Origin of the sequence: Saccharopolyspora sp. NPDC050642 (genome assembly GCF_040654735.1) — a bacterium.
GTDB lineage: Bacteria > Actinomycetota > Actinomycetes > Mycobacteriales > Pseudonocardiaceae > Saccharopolyspora > Saccharopolyspora elongata.
Genome location: NZ_JBFAIN010000001.1, coordinates 691,669 through 714,703, shown reverse-complemented (window position 1 = coordinate 714,703; position 23,035 = coordinate 691,669). Strand labels below are relative to the sequence as shown.

Genomic DNA, 23,035 nt, shown 5'->3' with positions numbered 1-23,035 from the left:
AAGACGGCGTCGGTCAGATGCCCGAACGCCGCACCCGCACCGACGACGAACGCGTCGCCCTCGAAGGCGACCGGAAACGACCGCGAACGATCAGTGGCGCTATTCGGGGCTTCCGGCAGGCAGCGCGAGTGCGGTCTCGATCGCGGTGTCCAGGAAGGCCAGGGTGTCGCGGCGACGGGCCAGCGGGTTGCGATAGCTCCGACGACCCTCGGCGCCGCCGGTGCGCAGGCTCAGGCTCTCGGCGATGATGCGCTGCCAGCGCGGCTCGAACGCCTTCTGGGCGTACCGACCGGCACCGGTTTTGGAGGTCATCGTTCCGGGGGCGATCACGTGGTGCAGTCGGCTAACACCGAGAACCGCCCACACCGGGAACCACGCAGTGAGCCCGACGACGACGGCCAGCGGGCGTTGCTGCCGCATCCGCTGCCACCACGGCCGCCAGTAGGTGCGGAGGTTGTCGACGGTGAACGCGCGCAAGGCATCCTGGTCGGCCCACAGGTCCACGTCGGTCGGCTGGGGCCCGCGCACCGGAATCCCGTGCCAGGCGAGCTCGCAGAACGTCACCGGGTTGATGCCGGACCGTCCGGCCGGTGCGAACCGGCTCTCCTGCGCGCAGGGAACTTCGGGGCAGTGGTCCGGCCCGGTCGCGAGGTCGGTCCAGGTGAGCACCGCGCCATCGAAGTGCGGCCGGGGGAAGCAGGCCACGGTGCGGGCGTGGGCCTCGGCCAACGCCGCCATCTCCCGCGACTCGGACTCCACACGGCGGTCGGTCACCGCAACGAAGTCGATGTCGCTGGCCGTGCTGAGCCGGCCGCGACCGGCACCGGAGGGGTGAAAGTCGCCCAAGGCCACCGATCCGACCAGGTAGAAGCCGGTGACCAAGCCCGGCGCCAACTCATCCACGGCAGTCAGGAACAGCTCCGCACTCCGACGGACCTCGACTGGAAGATCACCGCTGGGCATGCCGGACAACCTACCGATCACCCCTCCCGGCCAACCGTGAACAGCCCCAATCCGGTGCGACAGGACATCCAGGCCGACGCTCGTACTCAACTGGTTCCCGCGGGGGTCACGGGTGGGTGGCGTGGAGCAGGCTGTCGCGGGGGAGTCCCAGCGCGGTCTCGGCGACGCTGAACACCAGGTTCGCCGTCGTCGGGTGCGATGGCGGTTCGCAGTTCGAGTAGGAGTCGAGGCCGTCGATCGTCACCAGGATCACGACGCTCGCGCGCTCGGGATCGTCGGTGGCGAAATCACCGCACCGCGCGCCTTCGGCGACGATGCCGGTGAGCGCCTGCCGGGTGATGGTCTCCTGCTCCTCGACGATCTGCCGGAGGTTCGGCCGGTACCGCGCGAGGTGCCGCGCGTTCAGCCACAGCCGCCCGAGGTTCGGGGATGCGGCCCCGTCGATCCGGTGCAGGAACCTGGCCAGCTGCTCGCGCGGCGGCAGGGAGCTCTCCTCGGGAGGCAGCAGGGAGGCGCGTTCGCGGGACGCCGCGTGCGCGAAGGCCTCGCACAGCAGGGCGTCGATCGCGCCGAAGTAGTGGCTGATGAGCCCGGGCCGGACCGCCAGCTCGTCGGCGACCGCCTTCATGGTGACCCGCTCGAGCCCCTGCTCGAGGGCGAGGCGGCCCGCGGCCTCCAGGATCTCCGCCCGGCGCTCTGCCGGGTCCTTGCGGGTGCGAGGGGTTGACGTCACGCGGATCACCCTATTGAATCTGGCGCCAACAGTCTATTGGTGCACACGCCAATAACTTCCCCGTCGGCTCATACCCCGAGGCAGCGAGGACAACGCCGTCGTTCGTCCGACTGAAGGAAGAACCATGAGACAGCCCCCATCCGCGCCCGAGGCGCGCCCCGGGACGGCCGGTACCGACCGTCCCGGGCGGATCGAGACCCGCGGCATCGACGTCGTGCCCGATGCCGAACGGCACGGGAGCGCGCGGGAGCTCTTCGCCATCTGGGCGGCCCCCAACGTGAGCTACCTGAGCTTCGTGGTCGGGGCGACCACGATCCTGATGGGACTGGGCCTCGCGGAGTCCATCGCGGTCATCGTCGCGGGGAACCTGCTGTGGTTCATCACCGGATTCATCTCCATCAGCGGGCCCGCCGCGGGCACCACCGGCTCGGTCATCTCGCGCGCCATGTACGGAGTGCTCGGCAACAAGGTCGTCATCGCGATCACCGGGTGGCTGATCTCGGCCCTGTACCTCGCGCTGAACTGGTCCGCCGCGTCGGTCGCGGGCATCGGCCTGGCCGGGCAGCTCGGGCTGCCGGACTCGGCGGCGCTGGACGCCGCCGTGATCTGCGCGATCGCGGCCGCGACGATCCTGATCGCCATCTACGGCCACGCCACGATCGTCCGCCTCTACACCGCGCTCACCGTCGTCCTGACCATCGTGTTCCTCGTGGTCTCCGCCCTCGTCGTGGTCCGCGCCGACTGGAGCTACGCCCCGGCGGAACCGCTCACCGGCTTCTCGCACGTCGTGGTGCTGGCGGCCGCGTTCACGATCGTCGCCTCGACGCCCCTGTCGTACGCCAACAGCCCGGACCTGGCCCGGTACCTGCCCCGGTCGACCAGCGGCACGGCCGTCACCTGCTGGGCCGCCGCCGGCGCGATCGTGCCCAGCATCGTGCTCACCTCCGTCGGCGCCCTGGCGGCGACGGCCCTGGACATGAGCGATCCCCAGGCCGCGCTGGAGAGCATCATGCCCGCCTGGTTCGCCCCGGTCTTCGTCATCGCCGTCGTGGTGAACACGATGGCCAACAACGGCATGACGGCCTACAGCGCCGGACTGTGCATGCAGTCCATCGGGGTGCGCCTGCCGCGCGTTCCCGCCGTGCTCGTCGTCGGCGTCATCGGCACCGCGATGACGCTCTTCGCGATCCTCGTCTTCGACTTCCTCACCGCCGTGAACACCATGCTCGAGCTGGTCGTCGTCATCACCGGCCCGTGCATGGCCGTCTACGCCACCGACGTCGTCCTGCGCCGCAACCGGTACGACGGCGTCGCGCTCCACGACCAGACCAGGAGCGGCCCCTTCTGGTACCGGGGCGGGGCGAACTGGGCCGGCGCGCTGGCCACCGTCGCCGGTGTCCTCGCGGCGACGCTCTGCGCCAGCTCCAGCTCGTTCGTCGGCCCCGTCTCCGCCGCCATGGACGGCCTGAACCTCGCGCTGCCCGTCGGGATCATCGGTTCCGCCGTCCTCTACTGGATCCTCTCCCGCGCTTTCCGCACCATTCCGTCCACAGTGAACTGATCAGGAACGACATGACCGCCGATCGCATCGTGCGCGCCGCGCACATCGAGAACCTCGACCACGAGCCGAGCGAACATGCCCACGTCATCGCCATCGCCGACGGCACCATCCTCGCCGTCGGCGGCGACGAGATCCTGGAGACCCACCGGGGACCCGGCACGGTCGTCCACGACTTCCCCGGCGCGACCGTCCTCCCGGGCCTGACGGATGCGCACGCCCATCCCGTGTGGGGATCCATCGAGCTCGGCCGCGGCTTGAACCTCGGCGCGGCACGCGCGCTGGACGAGGTCTTCGCGCTGATCGCCGAGCACCTCGCGGGCCTGCCCGACGGGGCTTGGGTGGTGGGCTTCGACCTCGACATCAACGTGTTCGACGGCGAGCCGTCCGGGGACGTGATCGGGGAGAGGTTCCCGGGCGTCCCCGTCTCCCTGATGACCCGGGACGCCCACGCCCTCGTGGTCAGCCCGCGCGTGATCGAGCTGGCCGGGATCACCGGGGCCGAGACCTTCGACGACGCCTCCCGGATCGCCACCGGCGCCGACGGGCGACCGACCGGGTTCGTCGTCGAGCTCCGGGCGATGGACCTGATCTTCGCCCACTACCCGGAAATCCCCGTCCCGACCGCGGCCCGGTACGTGTCCGAGCAGCTGCACCGGCTGGCCGCGGCGGGCCTGACCGGGCTGCACGCGATGGACTTCGACGACCCGTCCGAGGCCGTGTACCGGCAGATCGAGGCGGCAGGCGACCTTCCCCTGCGCGTGCGCTGCTCGCCGCTGGTCGCAGCCGACTCCGGGCACGAGGCGTGGGAGGCGGTCGCCGCGAAGCAGGCCCTGTCCGGGCGGCGGTGGTCGGTCGAGGGCGCGAAGTTCATGCTCGACGGCACGGCGGACAACGGTTCCGCCTGGTTCGAGCACCCCGACGTGCACGGGCAGAACCGCCGTCCGCTGTGGAAGGACCTCGACGCCTACCGGGACGCCGTCCGCTTCTTCACCGAACGCGGCATCCCCACCGCCACCCACGCCATCGGCGACCAGGCGGTCCGGTTCGCGCTCGACGTGATCGAGGAGGTCGGCCATCCCCATGCCGGGCCTCCGCACCGCATCGAGCACGTCGAATCGATCCCCGACGACCTGCTCGACCGGTTCGCGGAACTCGGCGTGGTCGCCAGCCTGCAGCCCGTCCACGGGACGCGGATGACCGACCCCGGCCAGAACGACAACTGGTCGCGCCGCATCGGCCCCGAACGCGTGGCCCACGGCTGGCGCACCCGGGACCTCATCGACCACGGCGCCACCGTGGCCCTCGGCTCCGACTGGCCGATCGGCGTCGGCGACCCGCGCGTCGCCCTGGCCGACGCCCAGCTCCGCCGCCCCGTGGACGAGCCCGACGCGCCCCCGGTCCAGCCGGGCCAGCGCATCACCGCGCGCGAAGCCCACGCGGGCATGACCCGTGCCACCGCGATCGCCGCCGGGGCGGACGACCGCCTGGGCCGCATCGCACCCGGGTACCGCGCGGACCTGACCGTCTTCGCCGAGAACCCGCTGACCCTGTCGCCGGAACGGCAAGCGGCCAACCCGGTCCTCGCGACCGTCGTCGACGGCGCCGTCCTCCACGCAGCCAAGGAGCACCTCCCGAAATGACCGACAGCACCTTCGAACGGCCCGCCACCCGCCTCCGCATCGCGGTCGACGAGGCGGACCCGCGCGCCCGCGGCCGGGCGCGCGGACATCAGCTGGCGGCCGCACTTCCCGGCGCCATCGACACCTACGACCGCCTCTTCGCGGCGGGAAGCATCGACGAGGACACCGTCCGTGCGGATGCCGACCGCGCGCTGGACGCCATCGCCGCGTTCCGCCCCCGGCTCGCCGAGCAGATCGAGGGCATCGCCGCCGGTGCGGGCGTCGAGACCTGGCGGGTGGCGGCCCTGAACGCGCGCACCGAGATCCTCGCGCGCAGCCGCACCGTGCCCCCGGGCGAATGCTCCACCATCGTGCGGGACAGCGGCGCCGGAGCGATTTTCGGCGTGCAGACCTGGGATTGGCACGTCGAGATCGGCCCGTACTGGCACACCATCGACTCGGCAGGCGGCGCGCACCGCTACGCCGGGATCACCGAGCACGGCATCCTCGCCAAGATCGGCGTGAACGACGCCGGGCTCGCGCTCCACTTCAACATCCTCGGCCACCGGGACGATGGCGTCGGCGGCATCCCCGTGCACGTCCTCGCCGCATGCGTCCTCGAAGAGGCCGGAAGCGTCGAGCACGCGCTGGAACTCCTGCGCGAGGCGCCCATCGCTTCCTCCGGTTCGTTCGCGCTGTTCGACACCGCGCGGGCGGTGCTCCTCGACATCAGCCCCGAAGGCATCTTCGAAGTGCCGGAGGTCGTTCCCGGGACTTGGTTGCGCACCAACCACTTCCTCACCCCGGCGCCCGCCGCGCACGAGAAGTCCTGGCTGTACCAGCCCGATTCGGGGGAGCGCTTCGCCTTCCTCCAGGACAGGCTCGACCGCACCCGGCCGCAGAGCGCCGACGAGCTCGTCGGCCAGCTCATCACCGGCCCCGGAGAACCGCCCGTGACCTGCAACCCGGACCTGGGCGAGGAGTTCGGCCAGCGCTGGGCCAGCCTCGCCACGATCATGCTCGACCCCGCCCGCCGCACCGCCCGGATCCTCGACGGAACCCCGGCCGAGCACGACTCGCGCCCCTGGTACGAGCTGCGGGCCTGACCGGCGACCAGATCGCCCGGATGCGCCAGCGTCCACGATGATCCGTCCTCTCGTGTGTCCACTGCGGACAGAGCCGGATCGGTGCTCGTGCACGGCGTCGGATGACAACCCCTGCTGAAACCAAGATCCGGCCCGCGCCCAATGTGCCCCGTGGGCCGGATCGGCGGAGTGGCGAAGCACGACGTCGCGGCCAGATACGACCTCATGAACACCGTGCTCTCCCTAGGGCAGGCCGGAGCGTGGCGGAAGGCCGTCGTGGCTGCTGTGGGTGCACGAAGCGGCGAGCGTGTTCTCGACCTCGCGGCAGGCACGGCCACATCGTCGACGCCGCTAGCCGCGGAGGGCACCCTTGTCGTCCCGTGCGACTTTTCGCTGGGCATGCTGGCAAAAGCCAAGAAGCGCCGTCCGGAACTGCTTCTGGTCGCCGGCGACGCCACCCGCTTCCCCTTCGCGGACGGCGTCTTCGACGCCATGACCATTTCCTTCGGGCTCCGCAACGTCCAGCACGCGGATGACGCATTGCGCGAGATGTTGCGCGTCACCCGGTCCGGAGGGCGGATCGTCGTCTGCGAGCTGTCCCATCCGGCATGGCCGCCCTTCCGGCTCCTCTGCACCAAGTACCTGGTTCGCGCGCTGCCGCCGCTGGCTGCGCTGAGCAGCAACCCGGCCGCCTACGGGTACCTCACCGAGTCCATCAGTGCCTGGGACGACCAGCCCGCGCTGGCGCGGCGGATGCAGCGGGCCGGCTGGTCGAGGGTCGAATGGCGAAACCTCACAGGGGGAATCGTCGCCCTCCACCGCGGCTACGCCACGTGAGCACCAAGCCATGCGGCACGGCGTGGTGCTCGACGAACAGAAGGAGATCAAGATGTCGGGAAAGCAGGACTGGCTCGATGCTGGGCTCGAGATCCTTGCCGACCAGGGGGTGCCAGCGCTGACGATCGACCGTCTGGCGACGAAGCTGGGTCTCACGAAGGGATCCTTCTACCACCACTTCGGGGGCTGGCGGCCTTCCGAACGGCATTGCTGGATCATTTCGCGACCGAGTTCACGACGCGTTACATCGACACCGCCGATGCCGAAGGACAGCCCCTCGAGCGACTGGAACGCCTGGCGATGTTGGTAGCCACGGATGAGCGGCCTGACGCCGAGCGCGCCGTTCGCGCGTGGGCGACCCAAAGCACCGAGGTTCACGAGGTGCAGGCGCAGATCGACCGGACGCGGATCGAGTACCTGCGAGGCCTGTGCCAGCAACTCGCTGCGACCCCGGAGGACTCATCGCAGATGGCTCGGCTCCTGCACCTCGTGCTGATCGGCGTGCAGCACAGCAACCCTCCCGTGACTGGTGAGGAGTTGCGCGTCCTCTACGCGTTCATTCTGCGCAAGGTGCTCGGAGACGACCAGACGTTGGACGAGGAACGCCGATGAACCCGGATGCCGTTGATCCATGAGTGCTGCCTCCCGCGCCCGCATGAGCACGCTTGCCTGAGGTGCTCGCAGTTGCACATCAATCCGAAAATGCTGCCCCGCTTGGACGAGTTGGAGACCGACTTGGACGAGCGGAGGAAGCGCGCCGTGTCCGAGGGTTGGCTGGGCGAGATCGAGGGGATCGACCGGACCCTCCAGTGCTCGCGCGAAAAGCGAGCCGACGCATTGAGGCTGACGCGCATCACCCGCCAGGTCAATCTCGGCATGCCGACCGTCGCCGCATCTCGACAACCAGAGTCCGGTTGGATCGCCACTGCGCCCACAGCGGTGGCGATCCAACCGACGGTACTGTTCGCGGAGATAGGAGTGTCCGGTCAGTTCTGACCTGACCGGGCACTCTGCTGCATGGTTGCTTGGGGCAGCAGCGATGGTGTGATGCTCTGGAGCTTGCGCATCGATCGCACGTCGGAACGGTCGGACAGCGTTGTCGTGGTCGACCCCAGTATGGTTGCTCCGCATGACCGAGATCGAGACCGAGATCACCGCGGGTCTCATCCGCGACCTGCTGCGGGACCAGCATCCGGACCTGGCCGAGCTGCCCCTCCGCGAGGTGGAGGGCGGCTGGGGCAACCAGATGTGGCGCCTCGGGGACGAGCTGGCCGTGCGGATCCAGCGCATGGACACCGGCCCCGATCACCAGCTCAAGGAGCGCCGGTGGCTGCCGCTGCTCGCCCCGCGCCTGCCGCTGCCGATCCCCGTCCCGGTGCGGAGTGGTGCGCCCTCCGAGCGTTTCCCCAAGATTTGGACGGTCGTGACGTGGGTGCCGGGCCTGCCGCTGGACCACGGGTCGATCACCCGCGGCGAGCACGCGGCCGACACCCTGGCGGCGTTCCTCCGGGCGCTGCATGTGGCAGCGCCCGCCGACGCACCGGTTGATACGGGCCGCGGCGCGCATCCCAAGGACTGCGCGGACGGTTTCGACCAGTTCTTCGACTCCGTCGACGCTGACGCGATCGGCTCCGACGCCGCTGACGTCCGGGCCGTCTGGGACGACGCCGTCGCGGCCCCCGCATGGGAGGGTCCGCCGGTGTGGGTGCACGGCGACCTGCATCCCGCGAACGTCGTCGTCGCGGACGGGACGCTGGCGGGCGTTGTCGACTTCGGCGACCTGTTCGTCGGCGACCCGGCGTCGGACCTGGCGGCCGCCTGGGTGCTGCTGCCGGCGGGCGCGGCCGCACGCTTCTTCGCCGCGTACGCGGAGGCTGACGAGGCTACGGTCCGGCGCGCCCGCGGGCTGGCCGCGCTGAAGAGCCTCTTCCTGATGCTGATGGGCCAGAACGGGGACCGCGGCCTGCCCGGCGGCAAGCCGGCGTGGGGTCCGGCGGGACGGGCGGCGCTCGACCGGGTCCTGAGCGAGCGTCTGACCCGATTCCACGAGTAGATCGGCGGCATACTTCGACTGTTTCACCTAGCTTCTTGAGGGGGCCGGTACAGGTCAGGCGACAAGCGACGGCTGTTGCGGCGCGTCGACTTGCCTAGCGCAGAGAAGTCTTCTGCGTTCCAAGGGGTCATCGCACGATGCCTGCGTGTGGCGGAATTTCGTGCCGGTGCGGCAGGTTGCACGGGGCGTGAAGGCTATTGGTGTCTACGACTTCGGCGGCCCGGAAGCGCTCCAGGTTCTGGATCTGCCCGAACCGCAAGCGGGCCCCGGCGAGGTCCGCATCCGTGTGCATGCCGCCGCGGTGAGTCCCACCGACGTGATGCTGCGAACCGGCGGTCACGCCGTCCGCATGCCCGGCCGCCGGCCCCCGTTCGTGCCCGGCATGGACGTGGCGGGCGTGATCGACCAGGTCGGGCCCGGGACCGACGACCGACTCGCGGTGGGGCAGCGGGTGATCGCCATGGTGCTGTTCATCAGCCCACACGGCGGGGCCTACGCGGAACAGGTCGTCGTGCCGGCCGCCTCGGTGGTGCCCGCCCCGGAGGGCGCGGATTTCCCCGCGGCGTCCACGTTGCTCATGAACGCCATGACCGCACGTCTTGCCCTGGACGCGCTGGCCGTGTCGCGCGGTGGGGTCATCGCCGTGACCGGCGCGGCCGGCGCCGTCGGCGGATACGCGGTCGAGCTGGCCAAAGCCGACGGGTTGACGGTGATCGCCGACGCCGCCCCGCACGACGTCGAGCTCGTGCGTGGTTTCGGTGCCGACCACGTCGTCGAGCGAGGCACCGATGTCGCCGATCGGATTCGCGCGCTGGTCCCCGACGGCGTTGCCGGCCTCGTGGACGGCTCGATCCAGACCACCGAGGTAGTGCCCGCGATCGCGGATGGTGGGGCGCTGGCCGAACTCCGCGGCTGGTCCGGCCCGGCCGAGCGAGGCATCAGGGTGCACCCGGTGATGGCACCCGACGGCATCACCGACACCAAGGGGCTGGACGCGCTTCGCCGCCAGGTCGAGGACGGCACGTTGACGTTGCGCGTCGCCAAGGTTCTCCCCGCCGAGGAAGCGGCCGAAGCCCACCGCCTGCTGGAGGCAGGCGGCCTGCGCGGGAGATTGGTGCTGGACTTCTCCTGACGGCGCCGCCACGGCGGTGCCGAGGAAGGCTCGGCGGTGTTCGGATTCGGTGTGCAGCCGTCGCCCGCACCGAGCCCGATCCGCCAGGGCTGGCCCGCCGCCCGGACGCGCCTTGCGCAGGCACGTCCGGGCAGCGGAGCCGGTCAGAGCACCTTGTCCAGGAAGGTGCGGATGCGGGGATTCGCGTTGCCGTCCGAGAAGAAGTCCTCCGGCGGGAGGTCGGCGGCGATCTTCCCGCCGTCGACGAACACGACGCGGTCGGCGACCTTGCGGGCGAAGCCCATCTCGTGGGTGACGACGACCATGGTCATGCCGTCGCGGGCGAGCTCGGACATGATGTCGAGAACGTCCTGGACGACCTCGGGGTCCAGCGCGGACGTCGGCTCGTCGAAGAGCATCAGCTTCGGGTCCATCGCGGCGGCGCGGACGATCGCGACGCGCTGCTTCTGCCCGCCGGACAACCTGTTCGGGTAAGCGTCCGCGCGTTCGAGCATGCCGACGCGCTGCAGCAGGCCGCGCGCCTTCGCCTCGGCCTCGGCCTTCGACCGCTTGAGCACGTTCACCTGGGGCAGCACGACGTTGCGCAGCACGGTCATGTTGGGGAACAGGTTGAAGTGCTGGAACACCATGCCCATCCGGGACCGCAGCCGGTCGAGGTCGACACCGCGCCCGGTCAGCTCGTCGCCGTCGAACCGCACGCTGCCGGAGGTCGGGGTTTCCAGCAGGTTGAGGCAGCGCAGGAAGGTGGACTTCCCGCCGCCGCTGGGGCCGATCACCGCGACCACCTCGCCGGGCTCGATCGTGAAGTCGATCCCGTCGAGCACCTTGACGTCGCCGTAGACCTTGGTCAGGTCCCGGACTTCCAGTAGTGCCATCAGATGTACACCGCCATCTTCTTCTCGATGGTGCTCGTCGCGAAACCGATGAGGTTGGTCATCAGGTAGTAGAGGAGGCCGATGAACAGGTAGACCGTCAGCGCGTCGAAGGTGCGCGAGATGATGGTCTGCCCCACGAGGAACAACTCGTGGATGGTCACGAAGGACACCAGCGCCGAGTTCTTCGTCATCGAGACGAACTCGTTGCCCAGCGGCGGGAGCATGCGCAGGAAGGCCTGCGGGATGATCACGTGGCGCATGGCCGAGGCGTGCGACATCCCGCACGACCGCGACGCTTCCAGCTGACCGCGGTCGACGGACTGCACGGCGCCGCGGAAGATCTCGGTCACGTACGAGCCGCTGTAGAGCCCGAGCGCGATGATCCCGGCGGCCATGGGCGGGAGTTGCAGGCCGAGCTGGGGGAGTCCGAAGTAGATGAAGAACAGCTGGACCACGAACGGCGTCCCGCGGATGACCGAGACGTAGGCGTTGCCGAGCCACCGCAGCGGCGCGATCCGGCTGAGCTTGGCGAAACCGCCGATGGTGCCGAGCAGCAGGCTGAGCACCAGGGCGCTCAGGATGACCTGGATGCTGACGAGGAGGCCCTGCCAGATCTGGCCCGAGGACTCGATGATGGTGGCCACGTTGAACAGGGGGTGCCCGCCCGGCTTGGCCGCCGTGGTCTCCGCGCCGAACCACTTCTCGGTGATCTGCGCGTAGGAGCCGTCGTCGTGCATCTGCTTGAGCGAGGTGTTGAACGCGTCCCGCAGGGCCGGATCGGCCTTCTGGAAGGCGTAGCCGTAGTTCTCCTCGGTCAGGCGGTCACCGATCTGCTTGAGGCCGCCCTGCTGGGCGATGAAGTACTTCCCGGCGGGCGCGCCGGTCACGACGGCGTCCGCTTGCCCCAGCCGCACCGACGAGAACATCTGCTCGTTGGTCTGCACCGTGATCAGCTCTGCGGCGGGCTGGTGCTGCTTGAGCCACTCGACGGACTTCGTGCCCACCTGGACGGCGACCCGCTTGCCCGCGAGGTCCCCGAGCGACGCGATGGAGTTGTCCTTCTCGTTCGCGAAGATGGCGAGGCCGCCGGGGTAGTAGATGTCCGAGAAATCAACGGCTTTGGCGCGTTCGGTGCTGATGTAGATCGCCGAGGCGCCCACGTCGATCTGGTTCGCCTGCAGCGCGGGAACGATGTTGCCGAACGGCATCTGGGCGAATTCGACGTTCTTGATACCGGCCCGCGCGGCCAGCGCCCGGACCAGGTCGATGTCGAAACCGAGCTGCTTTCCCTGGGCGTCGGTGAACTCGAACGGCGGGAAGGTCGCATCGGTGCCGACCCGGAGCGTGGCCTGCCCGGAACGCAGCGCGTCGAGCTTGGCGGTGGGCGGTTCTGCCGCGGACGTCGCGCTCGTGGGCACGAGCACGAGCAGGCAGGCGACGAGCGCGGTCGCGAGCCGCGCCCAGGTTCGCTGACGGGGCATTCAGTGTCCTTCCGGGACAGACCGGTCGGCGGCGCTCGTCACGATCGTGTGCACGAGGCGGGCCGCGATCCGAGCGGTGCGGTTGTCGATGTCGTGGGCGGGGTTCAGTTCGGTGATGTCGGCCAGGGCGAGCTTCGGGTCGCCGCCGACCAGCCGGCACACCTCGATGACGACACCGGCGGGTACGCCGAGGGTCGAAGGAGCGCTGACCCCCGGCGCCTGTGCGGCGGGGAGCACGTCGAGATCGATCGACAGGTACAGCGCGTCGACGTCCGCGATGAAGGCCCGGACGAATTCGAGGACGTCCTCGATGTGCCGTTCCTGGCAGTCGAGGTCCTGGAGGTGGCGGACGCCGAGCTCGGTCGCGGTGGCGAACAGCGCGGCGGTGTTGCTGGGCTGGCTGATTCCGATCACCGCGTAGGTGAATTCGGCGCCGCGCCCGGTTTCTCCGACGGCGATCTGCCGGAACGGGGTGCCGGACGACGCGCGATCGGCCTCCCGAAGGTCGAAGTGCGCATCGAGGTTGAGCACGCCCAGCCGCCGACCGTCCAGCAGGCCGCTGCGGGCGAGCCCGAGGTAGGAACCGTAGGCGGTCTCGTGCCCGCCGCCGAGCACGACCGGGAGGTTTCCGCCGCGGAGCTGTTCCGCGACCGCCTCGGCGAGGTCGTCCTGCGCGGCTTCGAGGGCGTCACCGGCGACCGCGACGTCGCCGGCGTCGTGCACGACGACCTCCGGCTGGATCGCAAAACCCCCCAGGGCCGCGCGGATCGCGCCCGGCCCCGCCTGGGCCCCTGGACGACCGCCGTTGCGGTGGACGCCGATGTCGCAGGGAAAACCGATCAGCGAAGCGCCGGTGACACCGGGTGATTCGTTGATCGCGTTGTGCCACCTGCGATGTTCCGGCCCGGGGCCGTCGACGCGTCCGGTCCAATCGGGAACGGATGTGCTCACGCGTACTCCTCCAGTCTGCTGATGTCCTGCGCTGCGGCGTGCGTGAGCGTGACGAGGGAATCGTGCCGAGGCCGGACCCGGAAGTCCGGGGCCATCGTGCTGACCACGCCGACGAGGTTCTGCTTCCGGTCCAGCACGGGCACGCTCACGCCCCACACGCCCGGATCGACCTGCCCGACGCTCACCGCGAAGCCCTGGCCCCGGACGCGCCGCAGGTCGATCTCCAGCTTGTGGACCTGCGGTGGGGTCAGCCCGTGCGCCGCGGCGGCGCGCGCGACCCGGTCCTCGGGCAGGTGCGCCAGCAGGGCCTGGGCGCTGGCGCCGAAGGTGAGCGGCTTGCTCAGCCCGGGGGAGAAGCTGCACCGGACGACGCGCGTCCCCTCGGCCGCTTCGACGCAGAGCACGTCGTTGTCGCGGGCGATGAGGAACGCCGCGAGCTCGTCGGTGTCGGCCGCCAGCCGCCGGAGGCGGCGCTTCACCCCGCCCTGGCTGAGCACCTCGCGCCGGTAGTTCTCGGCCATCTGCACCGTCAGCGACCCCGCGCAGTAGCGGCCGCGCGTGCGCGCCTGGTGCACCAGCCCGATTTCGACGAACGTCGTCAGGTGCCGGTACACGGCGCTCGACGGGATCCCGGTACCGGCGGAGATCTCCTCCGCCGTCGCGCTCTCCCTCTCGGCGAACACGGCAAGGATCCGCGCTGCTCGCGTACCGGCTTTCCGGTTGGTTTCCGGGCTTGTCACGGCGGGCACGCTACGTCGGCGGTGACCAGCTGCCCAGCAATTCTTCCCAGTGACTGGGAATGTCATTCCCAGTGGTCGGTCGTGCGCGGAGAGGAGCAGTCGCGGCGCCGGAACCAGGACCGACAGCGATGATCCGGCTACTGGCGGTCATCCGGTGGCGAGGCGTTCCCGGCGCTTCACCGTCGGGTGAGTGATCGGTGGTCTTCGCCTGGAATCGGGTGGCCGGCGGGCGGAAGTAAGGTGGCCGACCGTGGACCGACCCCTGCTGCCCGAGCACCTCCAGCTGCTGCTGTCCGACGAGCCCGTGCTGGACGTGTACTCGCACGGTCCGTGGCGGGTGCCGGACGGGTTGTACGAGGAGATCGGGGAGCGCGCGGTCGAGCTCAACCGCGACCCGGCCGCGGAGGCGCTGGCCGTGGAACTGCCGGAGTTCTTCGCCGAGGACACCACCGTCATTGGAGCGGAGCTGTGGTTCCTGCTGGAGTTCCTGGTCGGCACGGCGGCGGTCCGCGGCGGCAACGCCGCCGACCTGCAGCGGGAGACCATGGGCGGCTTCGCGGCCCAGCCGTGGCGGCCCAACCGCACCTGGTCCTGGAGCGCGAGCGCGTCGCGGTTCCGGCCGCCGGTGGAGTGGCTGCTCGACGGTGCCGGTGATGACCCCGATCTGCGGGAGCTGGCGTTCGGCGTCGCCCGCCGCTGCCTGGACGTGTTCGCCGGGATCGAACCGCTCGAACCGCGCCGCCAGGCGCTGATCGCGCTGCACGACATGCGCGCGGCGGACCCGGCGCTCGCCAAGCAGGACCTCGTCGCGCCCCTCGGCAGGCTGGCGGACCTGTGGGCGCAGCGCGCGGACGAGTCGGTCCTGGCGGCGTTGCCCGAGCTCAGCGGCCCGGCCGGCTACCTGGACTGGGCGTGCTCGGGGTTCCTGGCCGCGCACCAGCGGTTGCTGGAGCGGTCGCCGGGCGTCGCAGGTGCCGGCCCGATCCCCGACATCGACTATTCGGTGGAGCACGAGATCGCGCTGGCCGGCCTGATGCTGCAGGCCGAGCTGGCGGAGGTGCCGGTCGAACTCGCGCTCACCACGGGCCACGCGATGTTCGAGGTCGTGCAGGCCATGTTCGTCCGGCTCAAGGAGAACTTCGACGGCGACAGCTGGCACAACCTCGTGCTGGGGTGGCTCGGGCGCGCGGTGCTGGCGGGCGAGGTGGACGTCTGCCGCGCCTGGCTGGACATGGCGATGCGGATCAGCGGCGTGGTGCAGGGCCTGCCGGACGGCATCGTGACGCCGAGCTGCTTCGTCCCGGTGCGGGACTTCCAGCGGCAACTGCGGGTGCTGGCCCGGCCGCGCAGGGTGCTCAACCCACTGGTGCCGAAGCTGGTCGGCGGCGAGGAACTGCACTCGGCGGCCGCGGATCCGGCGGCGGCCCTGGTGGGCCAGCCGGAGCTGGCCGCGGCGGTCCGCGCCGAGCTGGCGGATTTCCGGCACGGCCGCACCAGGGTGGTGCGGATGTTGTTGACCGGCCCGGAAAGCACGGGGCGGGGCACGGCGGCGGGAGTGCTGCGCGGCATGCTGCTCAAGGCGGGCGGCAACCGCACCGAGGCATGGGTTTCCGAGGCCGAGTTCGCCAGCCTCGACGTCAGCAACGCCGTGGTGCACCTGCAGCAGAAGACGCAGGGCCTCGGCGCCCACGACGTGCTGGTGGTGAACGGCCTCGACCAGCTGGCGGGCCTGGAGCGGTCCGGTGCCGCGCTGCTGGAGGAATTGCGGCGGTTGGTGAAGCGGTTGCCGGAGCTGCACGTGATCGCGGTGTGCCGGGCCGGGGGAGACGACCGGGTGGGCGCGGTGAATCCGGCGCTGCTCCAGCAGTTCCGGGTCGCCAGGACCGCCGACTTCGCGCCGGAGGACCTCGGCGAGCTGTTCCGGCGCGCGGTGGCCCGGCGGGGCGCCACCGCCGCGGACGAGGCCGCGCGGTCGGCTGCCCGGCTGGCGGCGGTGGGGCCGCAGAACATGCGTGGCGCCCGGCTGATCGAGGACCTGGCGCGGCGCGGCGTCGACGCGGCCCGCGCCCGCAACAGCGGGGGACCGGTGGAGGTGCTCGGCCGCGACCTGCCGGAGCACTCGGCCGGTACCGACCTGGCGGACTGCGTCGGCCTGGACTCGCTCCGCCGCGAACTGGACCTGGTCCTCGCCGAGGTCCGGGCCGCGAAGCTGCGCCGAGAGGCCGGGATGCCGGGCGCGGTGCGCCCTCGGCACCTGGTGTTCACCGGTGCGCCGGGGACCGGGAAGACGACCGTGGCCGGGGTCCTGGGCCGGACCTGCGCGGATCTCGGCCTGCTGTCCTCCGGGCACCTGGTGGTGGTCGACTGCGCGGACCTCGCCGGGCGGCACGTGGCGGAGGCGGCCACCGGGGTGCAGCGCGCGCTCGACAGGGCCATGGGCGGCGTGCTGTGCATCGAGGACGCGGGCACGCTCGCCCGGCCCGGCATCGACGTCGACCGGGCCCGCAACCAGGGCGTGATCGACGCGCTGCTGGCGGGCCTGCAGTCGCGCTCGGCGGATCTGCTGGTGGTCCTGTGCGGCCCGGACGCCGCGGTGAACGGCCTGCTCAAGGCGACCCCGGAACTGGCGGCCTGCTTCCCGAAGGTGGTGCGCTTCCCGGACCTGACCGACGAGCAGGTCGTGGAGCTGTTCGAGCGCAAGGCCGCGGCGGCGGGCTTCGCGCTCGGCGACGGGGTGCCGGAGAAGGCCCGGGCAGTGGTCCGCACGGCCCGCCGCGACGCGGCGATGACCAACGGCCGCCTCGCGGTCAGCCTGCTGGAACGCGCGGTCTCGTTGCAGTCCAGGCGAATCCTCGCGGACGGCGTGGTGAGCGCGGACGAGTCGCTGCACCGGATCGAGGCCGTGGACGTGCCGGACACCCCGGTCGAACCGGTGCACGCGGACCTCCCGGCGGACCCGCTGGCGGCGATCGACGGCCTGATCGGGCTGGAGTCGGTGAAGCGCGAAGTGCGCCTGCTGGTCGCCGAAGCGGAAGCGGACCGGCTGCGCCGCGGCGCCGGGCTGCCGCTCGCGGCCCGCACCAGGCACCTGGTGTTCACCGGCAATCCGGGCACGGCGAAGACGACGGTCGCCAGGCTGGTCGCGGCGGTGTACGCGAAGCTCGGCCTGCTGTCCTCCGGCCACCTGGTGGAGGTTTCGCACGCGGACCTGATCGCCGAGTACATCGGCCAGACCGCGCCGAAGGTCCGCGCGGCGGTGGAGCGAGCGCGGGGCGGCGTCCTGTTCATCGACGAGGCGTACGCGCTGACGCCGCCGGACGGCAGGCACTCCTACGGCCCGGAGGCGATCGCGGAACTGCTGCGGCTGATGGAGGAGCACCGCGACGACCTGGTGGTGATCGCGGCCGGGTACGAGAGCCGGATGACGGAGTTCCTGCGCACCAACCCCGGCCTGGCCTCGCGCTTCCCCTCGGTGGTGCACTTCCCGGACTACGACGAGGCGGAGCTCGTCGAGATCTTCGAGAGCCTGGCGAGCACGGCGGGGTTCACCGTCCACGAAGGCGTCCGCGCGGAGGTCCGCCGAATCCTGCGGGCGACGAGCCGGGACGAATCGTTCGGCAACGGCCGGGTCGTCCGAAACCTGCTGGACCGGGCGATCGCGTTGCAGGGCGAGCGGATCACGGCCGCCGAACGGCAGGACCCGGCGGAGGTCGGCCTCCTGCGCCCGGCGGACCTGTCCGGAGTCCACATCAACCACCTGGCAACCAGAACCGACCAGTTCGGCCAATACCTCTGACGGCCTGCCGCGCCGTCACGCCTCCGGGTTCCGAACTGCGCCCGGCGGTGGCCGGGCTCGTCGTGAGCTGCGGCCACCGCCGGTACCGGGTTCGGCGGCGCAACGAGGCGTCGAAGATCGCCTCGGTCAGCGTGTCAGGGGCGGACGCCGCTGAGTTCGTTCGGGGTGGCGGGCAGGTCGCCGGTGGCGAGGTTGTTCCCCGATGCCAGATCGATCGCGTGGATCTTCTTCTGCGCCGGATCCGTGACGTAGGCGGTGCCGCCGCGGACGAAGATCGCGGGCCGCGGCTGCTGCCACTCCAGCGGTTCTTGCCACGGGTCCAGGACCGGAATCGCCCGCGTGACCTGGGCGGTCACCGGGTCGATCTGGTGGATCCGGCCGTCGGTGCCCAGGACGAGGGCCTCGCCCTGCGGCCCCCTGGCGAGGGAGCGGAAGGTGTAGCTGGTGCCGATGTCGACCAGCCGCAGGCTTCCGGTGGTGGTGTCGATGAGCGAAACCTGCTGGGGGCGCTCCAGTTCGGCGTGCTCGTCCTTCTTGTAGTCGCCCAGCACGACCGGCGACGCGGCGGAGCCGGCCTGGTTGCCGATCCGGCCGTACTCGGTGGGGCCGGCGACCTTCGTGATGGTGCCGCCGCGGTAGATCAGCACACCGTTCTCGCAGCCGATCACGACGGCCTCGCCCTGCGCGGTCGCTTCGCCGTGCACGCCGGGGCATTCCTCGCTGCGCGCGATCTCCTTGCGCGCGGCGTCGAGCACCGCGATGCCGACCCGCTCCTCCTCGTTTCCGACCGTGACCACGAGCTCGCCGTTGGCCAGCTCGATCGCGACGCCGTGGTGCGGTTCGGGCGTCCGGTACACCTCGGTCGGCGGCATGCCGGAACCGAGCGCTTCGGGATCGAAGACCGTGACTTCGCCGGTGCCGTCGGAGAAGAGCACGGTCTTGCCGGCGTGCGGCACGACGTGACCGGGCTTGGCGCCCTTGAACTCGACGTCGCTCAGGTTCGCGCCGGCCGCGTCGAGCACGCGGAAACCCGTCGCGGTGGAAACCAGGACGTGGCGGTCGTCGCCGGCCGGGTTGAGGCGGTTGAAGCCTGCCAGCGGCAGGTCCTTGACGACTTCCAGGGTCCTGCCGTCGAGGACGTAGACGCCACCGTCGTAGGTCACGGTGACCGGATCGGCCACCGCGTTCTCCCGGGGCGGTGCCTGCGCGGTGCCGCAGGAACCCAGCACGACGGTGAGGGATAACGCCGCGGACGCTGCGGCGATCTTCTTGCGAGAACCGGTGTTCATCATCATCTTCCAATCCACTTCGGACGGACGAATCCAGCAGGTGCCCGGGCTCCGGGCTCGCGCGGTTCAGCCCCGGCCGAGTCCCCGTGCGATGGACTCGGCGTTGGACCGCATCATTTCCAGGTAGTCGCCGGCGCCCCGGCCCGGCCGGCTCAGCGATTCGGAGAACAGCGGCACGACCTCGACGTCCAGTCCGGCCTGGTCGGCGAGGACTTGCGCGAGGCGGTCCGGCTGGGAGGAGTCGGCGAAGATCGCCGGGACGCCGGCCGCGCGAACCGTGTCCGCGAGGGACTGCAGGTCTGACGCGCTGGGCGAGGCGAGCGTTGTTCCGCTGGGAATCACCGCGCCGACGACCTCGAAGTCGTACCGCTGCGCGAGGTAGCCGAACACGTGGTGGTTGGTCACCAGCTTGCGGCGTTCGGCCGGGATGCCGGCGAACTGCCGGCCCATTTCCGCATCGAGCCGGTCGACCGCGGCCCGGTACCGCGCCGCGTTGGCGCGCACGGCCTGCGGATCCACGCCCTCGACGTGCGTGATGACCTGCTCGGCGATCACGTCGACCGCCCGGCTCACGCGCTGCGGGTCGGTCCAGAAGTGCGGGTCGAGGCGGCCGTCGGTGCCCGCTGCGGTGTAGCGGACGGGATCCACCTCGGAGCCCACGGCCAGGGTCGGGATCCCGGCGGCTTCCGCCGCCTGGACGTTGCGCGCCACGCCTTCTTCCAGGCCCAATCCATTGTGGACGACGAGGCCGGCCTGCTCCAGCTCCGCCGCCTGCTGCGCCGAGATCCCGAAGGAGTGCGGGTCCGCGTCGGGCTTCATCAGCACCGTCACCTCGGCTTCGTCGCCGACGATCTGCCGGGTGATGTCGCCGAGGATGTTGGTCGTGACGACCACGCCCGAGCGGTCCTGCTCCCCGGCGGCGCAGCCGGTGAGCGCGAGCAGGAATGCGATCCCCGAGGCGATGAGGAGCCGGGCGGAGCGTCGGCCGCCGTTTCGTTTTCCAGCGCTCATCGTCCCGTCTCCACCAGGTGAGTGGCCCGGCCGCCGAGTTCGAAGGTGCGAGCGCGGCGGAGCGCGTCGTTGTAGTCGATCTCGTGGACGACGCCCGCGGTCGCGTCGTTGATGTAGGCCCGGCTGGTGTCGATCTCGATCGTCGGTTCGGCCCCGCCCGCCACCGGATCGCTCAGCAGCGGGACGACCGCCGTCTCCTGGCCGGTTTCGCCGTCGAACGCGTGCAGCGCCCCATCCGAGGTGAGGGCCAGAAGGGGCCCGCCGGCGCCGACAGCGTTGGCCGCCAGCACCGGGCCGGTGGCGACGTACGTCCACTTGCGGTGCGCGACATCGAGCGACCAGACGCCGGTTTCACCGGCTTTCGCCGCGAGCGTGTCGCTGCCCGGCCGATGGTCGAACTCCTGCGCTCGCTCGTCCTCTGGGACCGGCCGCGGGTACGGGATCTTCTCGCCGCTGAACCTGCCGTCCTTCGAACCGACCAGGAGAGCGCCGTCGGCGCAACCGAACACGACGCCTCGCCGGGTGACAGCGGCACCGGCCGGGCCGGGGCAGGGCTGGTCGATGGTCGTGACCGGCTGCCCGTCCCGGCTCCGGACCTGCACCGCGCCGGCCCGACCGGGCTGCTCGACCGGTACGAGGACGTGGCCGTCGAAGGGCAGCACCGCCGCGCCACGCGCCACGTCCTCGACCTTGCCCGTCTCGGCGATCGTGCCCGCATCCAGCTCGGCGCGATCCAGCAGGCTGGCCGTGCCGTCGCCGAACGACACCGCGACGACCGCTGGATCGCGGTACGCGCGCACCGGCCCGGTTCCCGCGATCGTGCCGACCTCGCGAACGGCGGCGCGGTAGTAATGCACGTGATCGCCGTGGTCGACCATCCAGGATCCGCTGTCGACGATCCGGACCGACTGGCCCGATGCCAGGTAGGCGAACCGCCCGTCACCGACGACGTCCTCGACACCGCGCACCTGACCGGCGTCCGTGACATCGCCGGTGATCAGGTCCAGCACGCGCACGGTTCCGGCATCCGCGTCGGCGACCACCAGGCGCGACTGCGCCTCGGCTGCCTCCTCCGCGCCTTCGACGTAGCCGTGCGGTAACTCTTCGGGCTGCGTCGGCGTATCCGGCCCGGCGCATCCCGCGAGGACCGCCGCGGCGACCGACAATCCCGCGACGGCGGTGGATTTCTTTCTGATGTGGCTCACGATCACCCCTGGATTCCGGCTTCTACTCGCCTGACGTGGTTGAGATCCGCTGCATGCGGTGGCGGATTTCCGCACCGAGCGCGGAGAGGAAGAACAGCGCGACCGCGGACGCCGAGATCGTCGCTCCGGCCGCGGTGCCCCAGTGCCACGAGCCGACCAGCCCGATGACCGTCGCGGCAGTCCCGATCAACGCCGCGACGAGCATGATCGCGGGAATCCTGTCGACCCAGAGGACGGCTGCGGCGGGTGGCGCGATGAGAAGGCTGAACACCAGCAACGTTCCGACGACGTGGAACGACGCGACGATCGCCAGCGTGATCAGGCCGAGCAGGCAGGCATGCGCCAGGCGGGGCCGCAGGCCGAGCGTGTGCGCCTTCCGCGGATCGAAGGCGAGCGCGACGAACGAGCGGTGGCCGAGCACGGACACCGCCGCGGCGACGACCAGCGCCGCTGCGAGGTAGGCGAGGTCTTGCCCGCGCACTGCCAGGACGTCACCGAAGAGGAAGCCGGTCAGGTCGACCGCGAAGGACTGCGAGTGCGAAACGATGATCACGCCCAGCGACAGCATCCCGACGAACAGCAGCCCGATGGCGGTGTCCTGCGACAGCCGCGACGACCTGCCGAGCGCGGTCACGCCGAGCGTCATCGCACCTGCGCTGAGCGCCGCTCCGAGCAGCAGGTTCCCGCCCAGCAGCGAGGCCAGCGCGACACCGGGGAGCATCCCGTGCGACATGGCGTCGCCGAGGAACGCCATGCCGCGCAGGACGACCCACGTGCCGACCAGCGCGCAGATCAACGAGACGAGCGTCCCGGCCCACAGCGCCCGCGCCACGAACGACACCTCGAACGGGACGAACAGCCAATCCATGAGGCAGCACTCTATATTGAAAATGATTATCAATGTAGATATGGTTCGGTGACGCCGAACACCGTGCGAGGGGTGCTGTGACGATCACCAGCGATCAACCGGAGATCACCGTCCGCGACCTGACGGTCGGCTACACGCGCGAACCGGTGCTGCGCGGTTTCAGCGCCACGTTCCCGCGCGGGCGGATGACAGCCGTCGTCGGTCCCAACGGCTCCGGGAAGTCGACGTTGCTCGGCGTGCTCGCGGGTGTGCTCAGGCCCGCCGCGGGTTCGGTCGAGCGGGACCGGGAACCCGCGTTCGTCGCGCAACGAAGTGCGGTGTCCGATTCGCTGCCGATCAGCGTCCGCGACACGGTTTCCATGGGGCGATGGGCGCACCGCGGCCCGTGGCGGCGCCTGACCGCCCATGACCGAGCCGTCGTCGAGGAATGCCTGGCCGGCCTGGAGCTCCTCCCGGTGGCGGCCCGCCGACTCGGTTCGTTGTCGGGTGGCCAGCGCCAGCGCGCCCTGCTCGCGCAAGGGCTCGCCCAGGAGTCCGGTCTGCTCCTGCTCGACGAGCCGGGTTCCGGGCTGGACGCCGAAGCGCGACGCCTGATCTCAGCGGCCCTCGAGAACACCAAAGCGCAAGGGACGACCGTGGTTCAGGTGACCCACGACTTCGCCGAAGCGATGCGTGCTGATCACTGCCTGGTGCTCGACGGCGGAAAGCTGGTCGCCGCGGGCGCACCCGGCGCCGTCCTGACCCCGCGGGTGCTCGAAGAGGTCTGGGGCATCCGGCCGCTGAGCTGACATCACGTGCGGCGAAGGTTCGAGCGCGGTCTCGCGGGGAAGGTTTCT

21 protein-coding genes are annotated in these 23,035 nt (G+C 70.8%); 11 read left to right on the top strand and 10 right to left on the bottom strand.

The window, feature by feature from the left end; genetic code table 11:
• Positions 1-99: 99 nt before the first annotated feature.
• Entirely contained in the window at positions 100-963 is an 864-nt protein-coding gene (locus AB0H93_RS03350; protein ID WP_358566647.1) for a hypothetical protein, read from the bottom strand.
• A 106-nt stretch (positions 964-1,069) separates the two neighbouring features.
• Entirely contained in the window at positions 1,070-1,696 is a 627-nt protein-coding gene (locus AB0H93_RS03345; RefSeq protein WP_358566644.1) for a TetR family transcriptional regulator, read from the bottom strand.
• A 124-nt stretch (positions 1,697-1,820) separates the two neighbouring features.
• On the opposite strand from AB0H93_RS03345, the gene AB0H93_RS03340 reads away from it, so the two are divergent.
• The 9 genes from AB0H93_RS03340 to AB0H93_RS03300 all read left to right on the top strand — a co-directional run bounded on the left by AB0H93_RS03340 (position 1,821) and on the right by AB0H93_RS03300 (position 9,983).
• Positions 1,821-3,257, top strand: coding sequence for a cytosine permease (locus AB0H93_RS03340; protein WP_358566641.1), 1,437 nt, complete (start codon positions 1,821-1,823; stop codon positions 3,255-3,257).
• Between the two features lie 11 nt (positions 3,258-3,268).
• Entirely contained in the window at positions 3,269-4,897 is a 1,629-nt protein-coding gene (locus tag AB0H93_RS03335; protein WP_358566638.1) for an amidohydrolase, read from the top strand.
• Entirely contained in the window at positions 4,894-5,982 is a 1,089-nt protein-coding gene (locus AB0H93_RS03330) for a C45 family peptidase (protein WP_358566635.1), read from the top strand. The genes AB0H93_RS03335 and AB0H93_RS03330 overlap by 4 nt, the downstream gene beginning before the upstream one ends.
• A 168-nt stretch (positions 5,983-6,150) precedes the next feature.
• Complete coding sequence (locus AB0H93_RS03325) at positions 6,151-6,798, top strand: class I SAM-dependent methyltransferase (RefSeq protein WP_358566632.1); 648 nt, start codon at positions 6,151-6,153, stop codon at positions 6,796-6,798.
• A gap of 10 nt (positions 6,799-6,808) precedes the next feature.
• The gene (locus AB0H93_RS03320) at positions 6,809-7,108 is read left to right on the top strand and encodes a TetR/AcrR family transcriptional regulator (RefSeq protein WP_358566628.1); all 300 of its coding nucleotides are present in this window, start codon (positions 6,809-6,811) and stop codon (positions 7,106-7,108) included.
• The gene (locus AB0H93_RS03315; RefSeq protein WP_358566909.1) at positions 7,006-7,410 is read left to right on the top strand and encodes a hypothetical protein; all 405 of its coding nucleotides are present in this window, start codon (positions 7,006-7,008) and stop codon (positions 7,408-7,410) included. Before AB0H93_RS03320 ends, AB0H93_RS03315 begins: the two co-directional genes overlap by 103 nt.
• Before the next feature lie 102 nt (positions 7,411-7,512).
• Positions 7,513-7,794 carry a hypothetical protein gene (locus AB0H93_RS03310; RefSeq protein WP_358566625.1) on the top strand — a complete coding sequence of 94 codons (282 nt, stop codon included), beginning with the start codon at positions 7,513-7,515 and terminating at the stop codon, positions 7,792-7,794.
• Between the two features lie 133 nt (positions 7,795-7,927).
• The gene (locus AB0H93_RS03305; protein ID WP_358566622.1) at positions 7,928-8,851 is read left to right on the top strand and encodes a phosphotransferase; all 924 of its coding nucleotides are present in this window, start codon (positions 7,928-7,930) and stop codon (positions 8,849-8,851) included.
• A 187-nt stretch (positions 8,852-9,038) separates the two neighbouring features.
• Positions 9,039-9,983 (top strand): NADP-dependent oxidoreductase, encoded by a 945-nt coding sequence (locus tag AB0H93_RS03300; RefSeq protein WP_358566619.1) that lies wholly within the window; start codon positions 9,039-9,041, stop codon positions 9,981-9,983.
• A gap of 143 nt (positions 9,984-10,126) precedes the next feature.
• On the opposite strand, the gene AB0H93_RS03295 is transcribed toward AB0H93_RS03300, so the two are convergent.
• The 4 genes from AB0H93_RS03295 to AB0H93_RS03280 are packed head-to-tail and all read right to left on the bottom strand — an operon-like array spanning position 10,127 to position 14,030.
• Positions 10,127-10,858 (bottom strand): amino acid ABC transporter ATP-binding protein, encoded by a 732-nt coding sequence (locus AB0H93_RS03295; protein ID WP_358566616.1) that lies wholly within the window; start codon positions 10,856-10,858, stop codon positions 10,127-10,129.
• The gene (locus AB0H93_RS03290; protein ID WP_358566613.1) at positions 10,858-12,339 is read right to left on the bottom strand and encodes an ABC transporter substrate-binding protein/permease; all 1,482 of its coding nucleotides are present in this window, start codon (positions 12,337-12,339) and stop codon (positions 10,858-10,860) included. Before AB0H93_RS03290 ends, AB0H93_RS03295 begins: the two co-directional genes overlap by 1 nt.
• The gene (gene hutG, locus AB0H93_RS03285) at positions 12,340-13,290 is read right to left on the bottom strand and encodes a formimidoylglutamase (protein ID WP_358566610.1); all 951 of its coding nucleotides are present in this window, start codon (positions 13,288-13,290) and stop codon (positions 12,340-12,342) included.
• A complete protein-coding gene (locus AB0H93_RS03280) occupies positions 13,287-14,030 on the bottom strand; it encodes an IclR family transcriptional regulator (protein ID WP_358566607.1) in 744 nt (247 codons plus the stop codon). The genes hutG and AB0H93_RS03280 overlap by 4 nt, the downstream gene beginning before the upstream one ends.
• Before the next feature lie 250 nt (positions 14,031-14,280).
• On the opposite strand from AB0H93_RS03280, the gene AB0H93_RS03275 reads away from it, so the two are divergent.
• Positions 14,281-17,826 (top strand): AAA family ATPase, encoded by a 3,546-nt coding sequence (locus AB0H93_RS03275; protein WP_358566604.1) that lies wholly within the window; start codon positions 14,281-14,283, stop codon positions 17,824-17,826.
• A gap of 134 nt (positions 17,827-17,960) precedes the next feature.
• Here AB0H93_RS03275 and aztD read toward each other — a convergent pair whose 3' ends face one another.
• The 4 genes from aztD to aztB all read right to left on the bottom strand — a co-directional run bounded on the left by aztD (position 17,961) and on the right by aztB (position 22,199).
• Positions 17,961-19,118 carry a zinc metallochaperone AztD gene (gene aztD, locus AB0H93_RS03270; protein ID WP_358566897.1) on the bottom strand — a complete coding sequence of 386 codons (1,158 nt, stop codon included), beginning with the start codon at positions 19,116-19,118 and terminating at the stop codon, positions 17,961-17,963.
• Between the two features lie 63 nt (positions 19,119-19,181).
• Positions 19,182-20,126, bottom strand: coding sequence for a zinc ABC transporter substrate-binding protein AztC (gene aztC, locus AB0H93_RS03265; RefSeq protein WP_358566601.1), 945 nt, complete (start codon positions 20,124-20,126; stop codon positions 19,182-19,184).
• Positions 20,123-21,331: a hypothetical protein gene (locus AB0H93_RS03260; RefSeq protein WP_358566598.1), complete on the bottom strand. Its 1,209-nt coding sequence runs from the start codon at positions 21,329-21,331 to the stop codon at positions 20,123-20,125. Before AB0H93_RS03260 ends, aztC begins: the two co-directional genes overlap by 4 nt.
• 22 nt (positions 21,332-21,353) lie before the next feature.
• Positions 21,354-22,199: a zinc ABC transporter permease AztB gene (gene aztB / locus AB0H93_RS03255; protein WP_358566595.1), complete on the bottom strand. Its 846-nt coding sequence runs from the start codon at positions 22,197-22,199 to the stop codon at positions 21,354-21,356.
• Between the two features lie 77 nt (positions 22,200-22,276).
• Here aztB and aztA point away from each other — a divergent pair, with 77 nt between their 5' ends.
• Positions 22,277-22,987, top strand: coding sequence for a zinc ABC transporter ATP-binding protein AztA (aztA, locus tag AB0H93_RS03250; protein WP_358566592.1), 711 nt, complete (start codon positions 22,277-22,279; stop codon positions 22,985-22,987).
• The last annotated feature ends 48 nt before the right edge of the window (positions 22,988-23,035 follow it).

Coding starts and splice junctions, on each gene's coding strand:
- AB0H93_RS03290 (WP_358566613.1), bottom strand. CDS start 12,339: ATGCCCCGTCAGCGAACCTGGGCGCGGCTCGCGACCGCGCTCGTCGCC.
- AB0H93_RS03350 (WP_358566647.1), bottom strand. CDS start 963: ATGCCCAGCGGTGATCTTCCAGTCGAGGTCCGTCGGAGTGCGGAGCTG.
- AB0H93_RS03335 (WP_358566638.1), top strand. CDS start 3,269: ATGACCGCCGATCGCATCGTGCGCGCCGCGCACATCGAGAACCTCGAC.
- aztC (WP_358566601.1), bottom strand. CDS start 20,126: ATGAGCGCTGGAAAACGAAACGGCGGCCGACGCTCCGCCCGGCTCCTC.
- AB0H93_RS03295 (WP_358566616.1), bottom strand. CDS start 10,858: ATGGCACTACTGGAAGTCCGGGACCTGACCAAGGTCTACGGCGACGTC.
- aztB (WP_358566595.1), bottom strand. CDS start 22,199: ATGGATTGGCTGTTCGTCCCGTTCGAGGTGTCGTTCGTGGCGCGGGCG.
- AB0H93_RS03340 (WP_358566641.1), top strand. CDS start 1,821: ATGAGACAGCCCCCATCCGCGCCCGAGGCGCGCCCCGGGACGGCCGGT.
- AB0H93_RS03330 (WP_358566635.1), top strand. CDS start 4,894: ATGACCGACAGCACCTTCGAACGGCCCGCCACCCGCCTCCGCATCGCG.
- aztD (WP_358566897.1), bottom strand. CDS start 19,118: ATGATGAACACCGGTTCTCGCAAGAAGATCGCCGCAGCGTCCGCGGCG.
- AB0H93_RS03320 (WP_358566628.1), top strand. CDS start 6,809: ATGCGGCACGGCGTGGTGCTCGACGAACAGAAGGAGATCAAGATGTCG.
- AB0H93_RS03305 (WP_358566622.1), top strand. CDS start 7,928: ATGACCGAGATCGAGACCGAGATCACCGCGGGTCTCATCCGCGACCTG.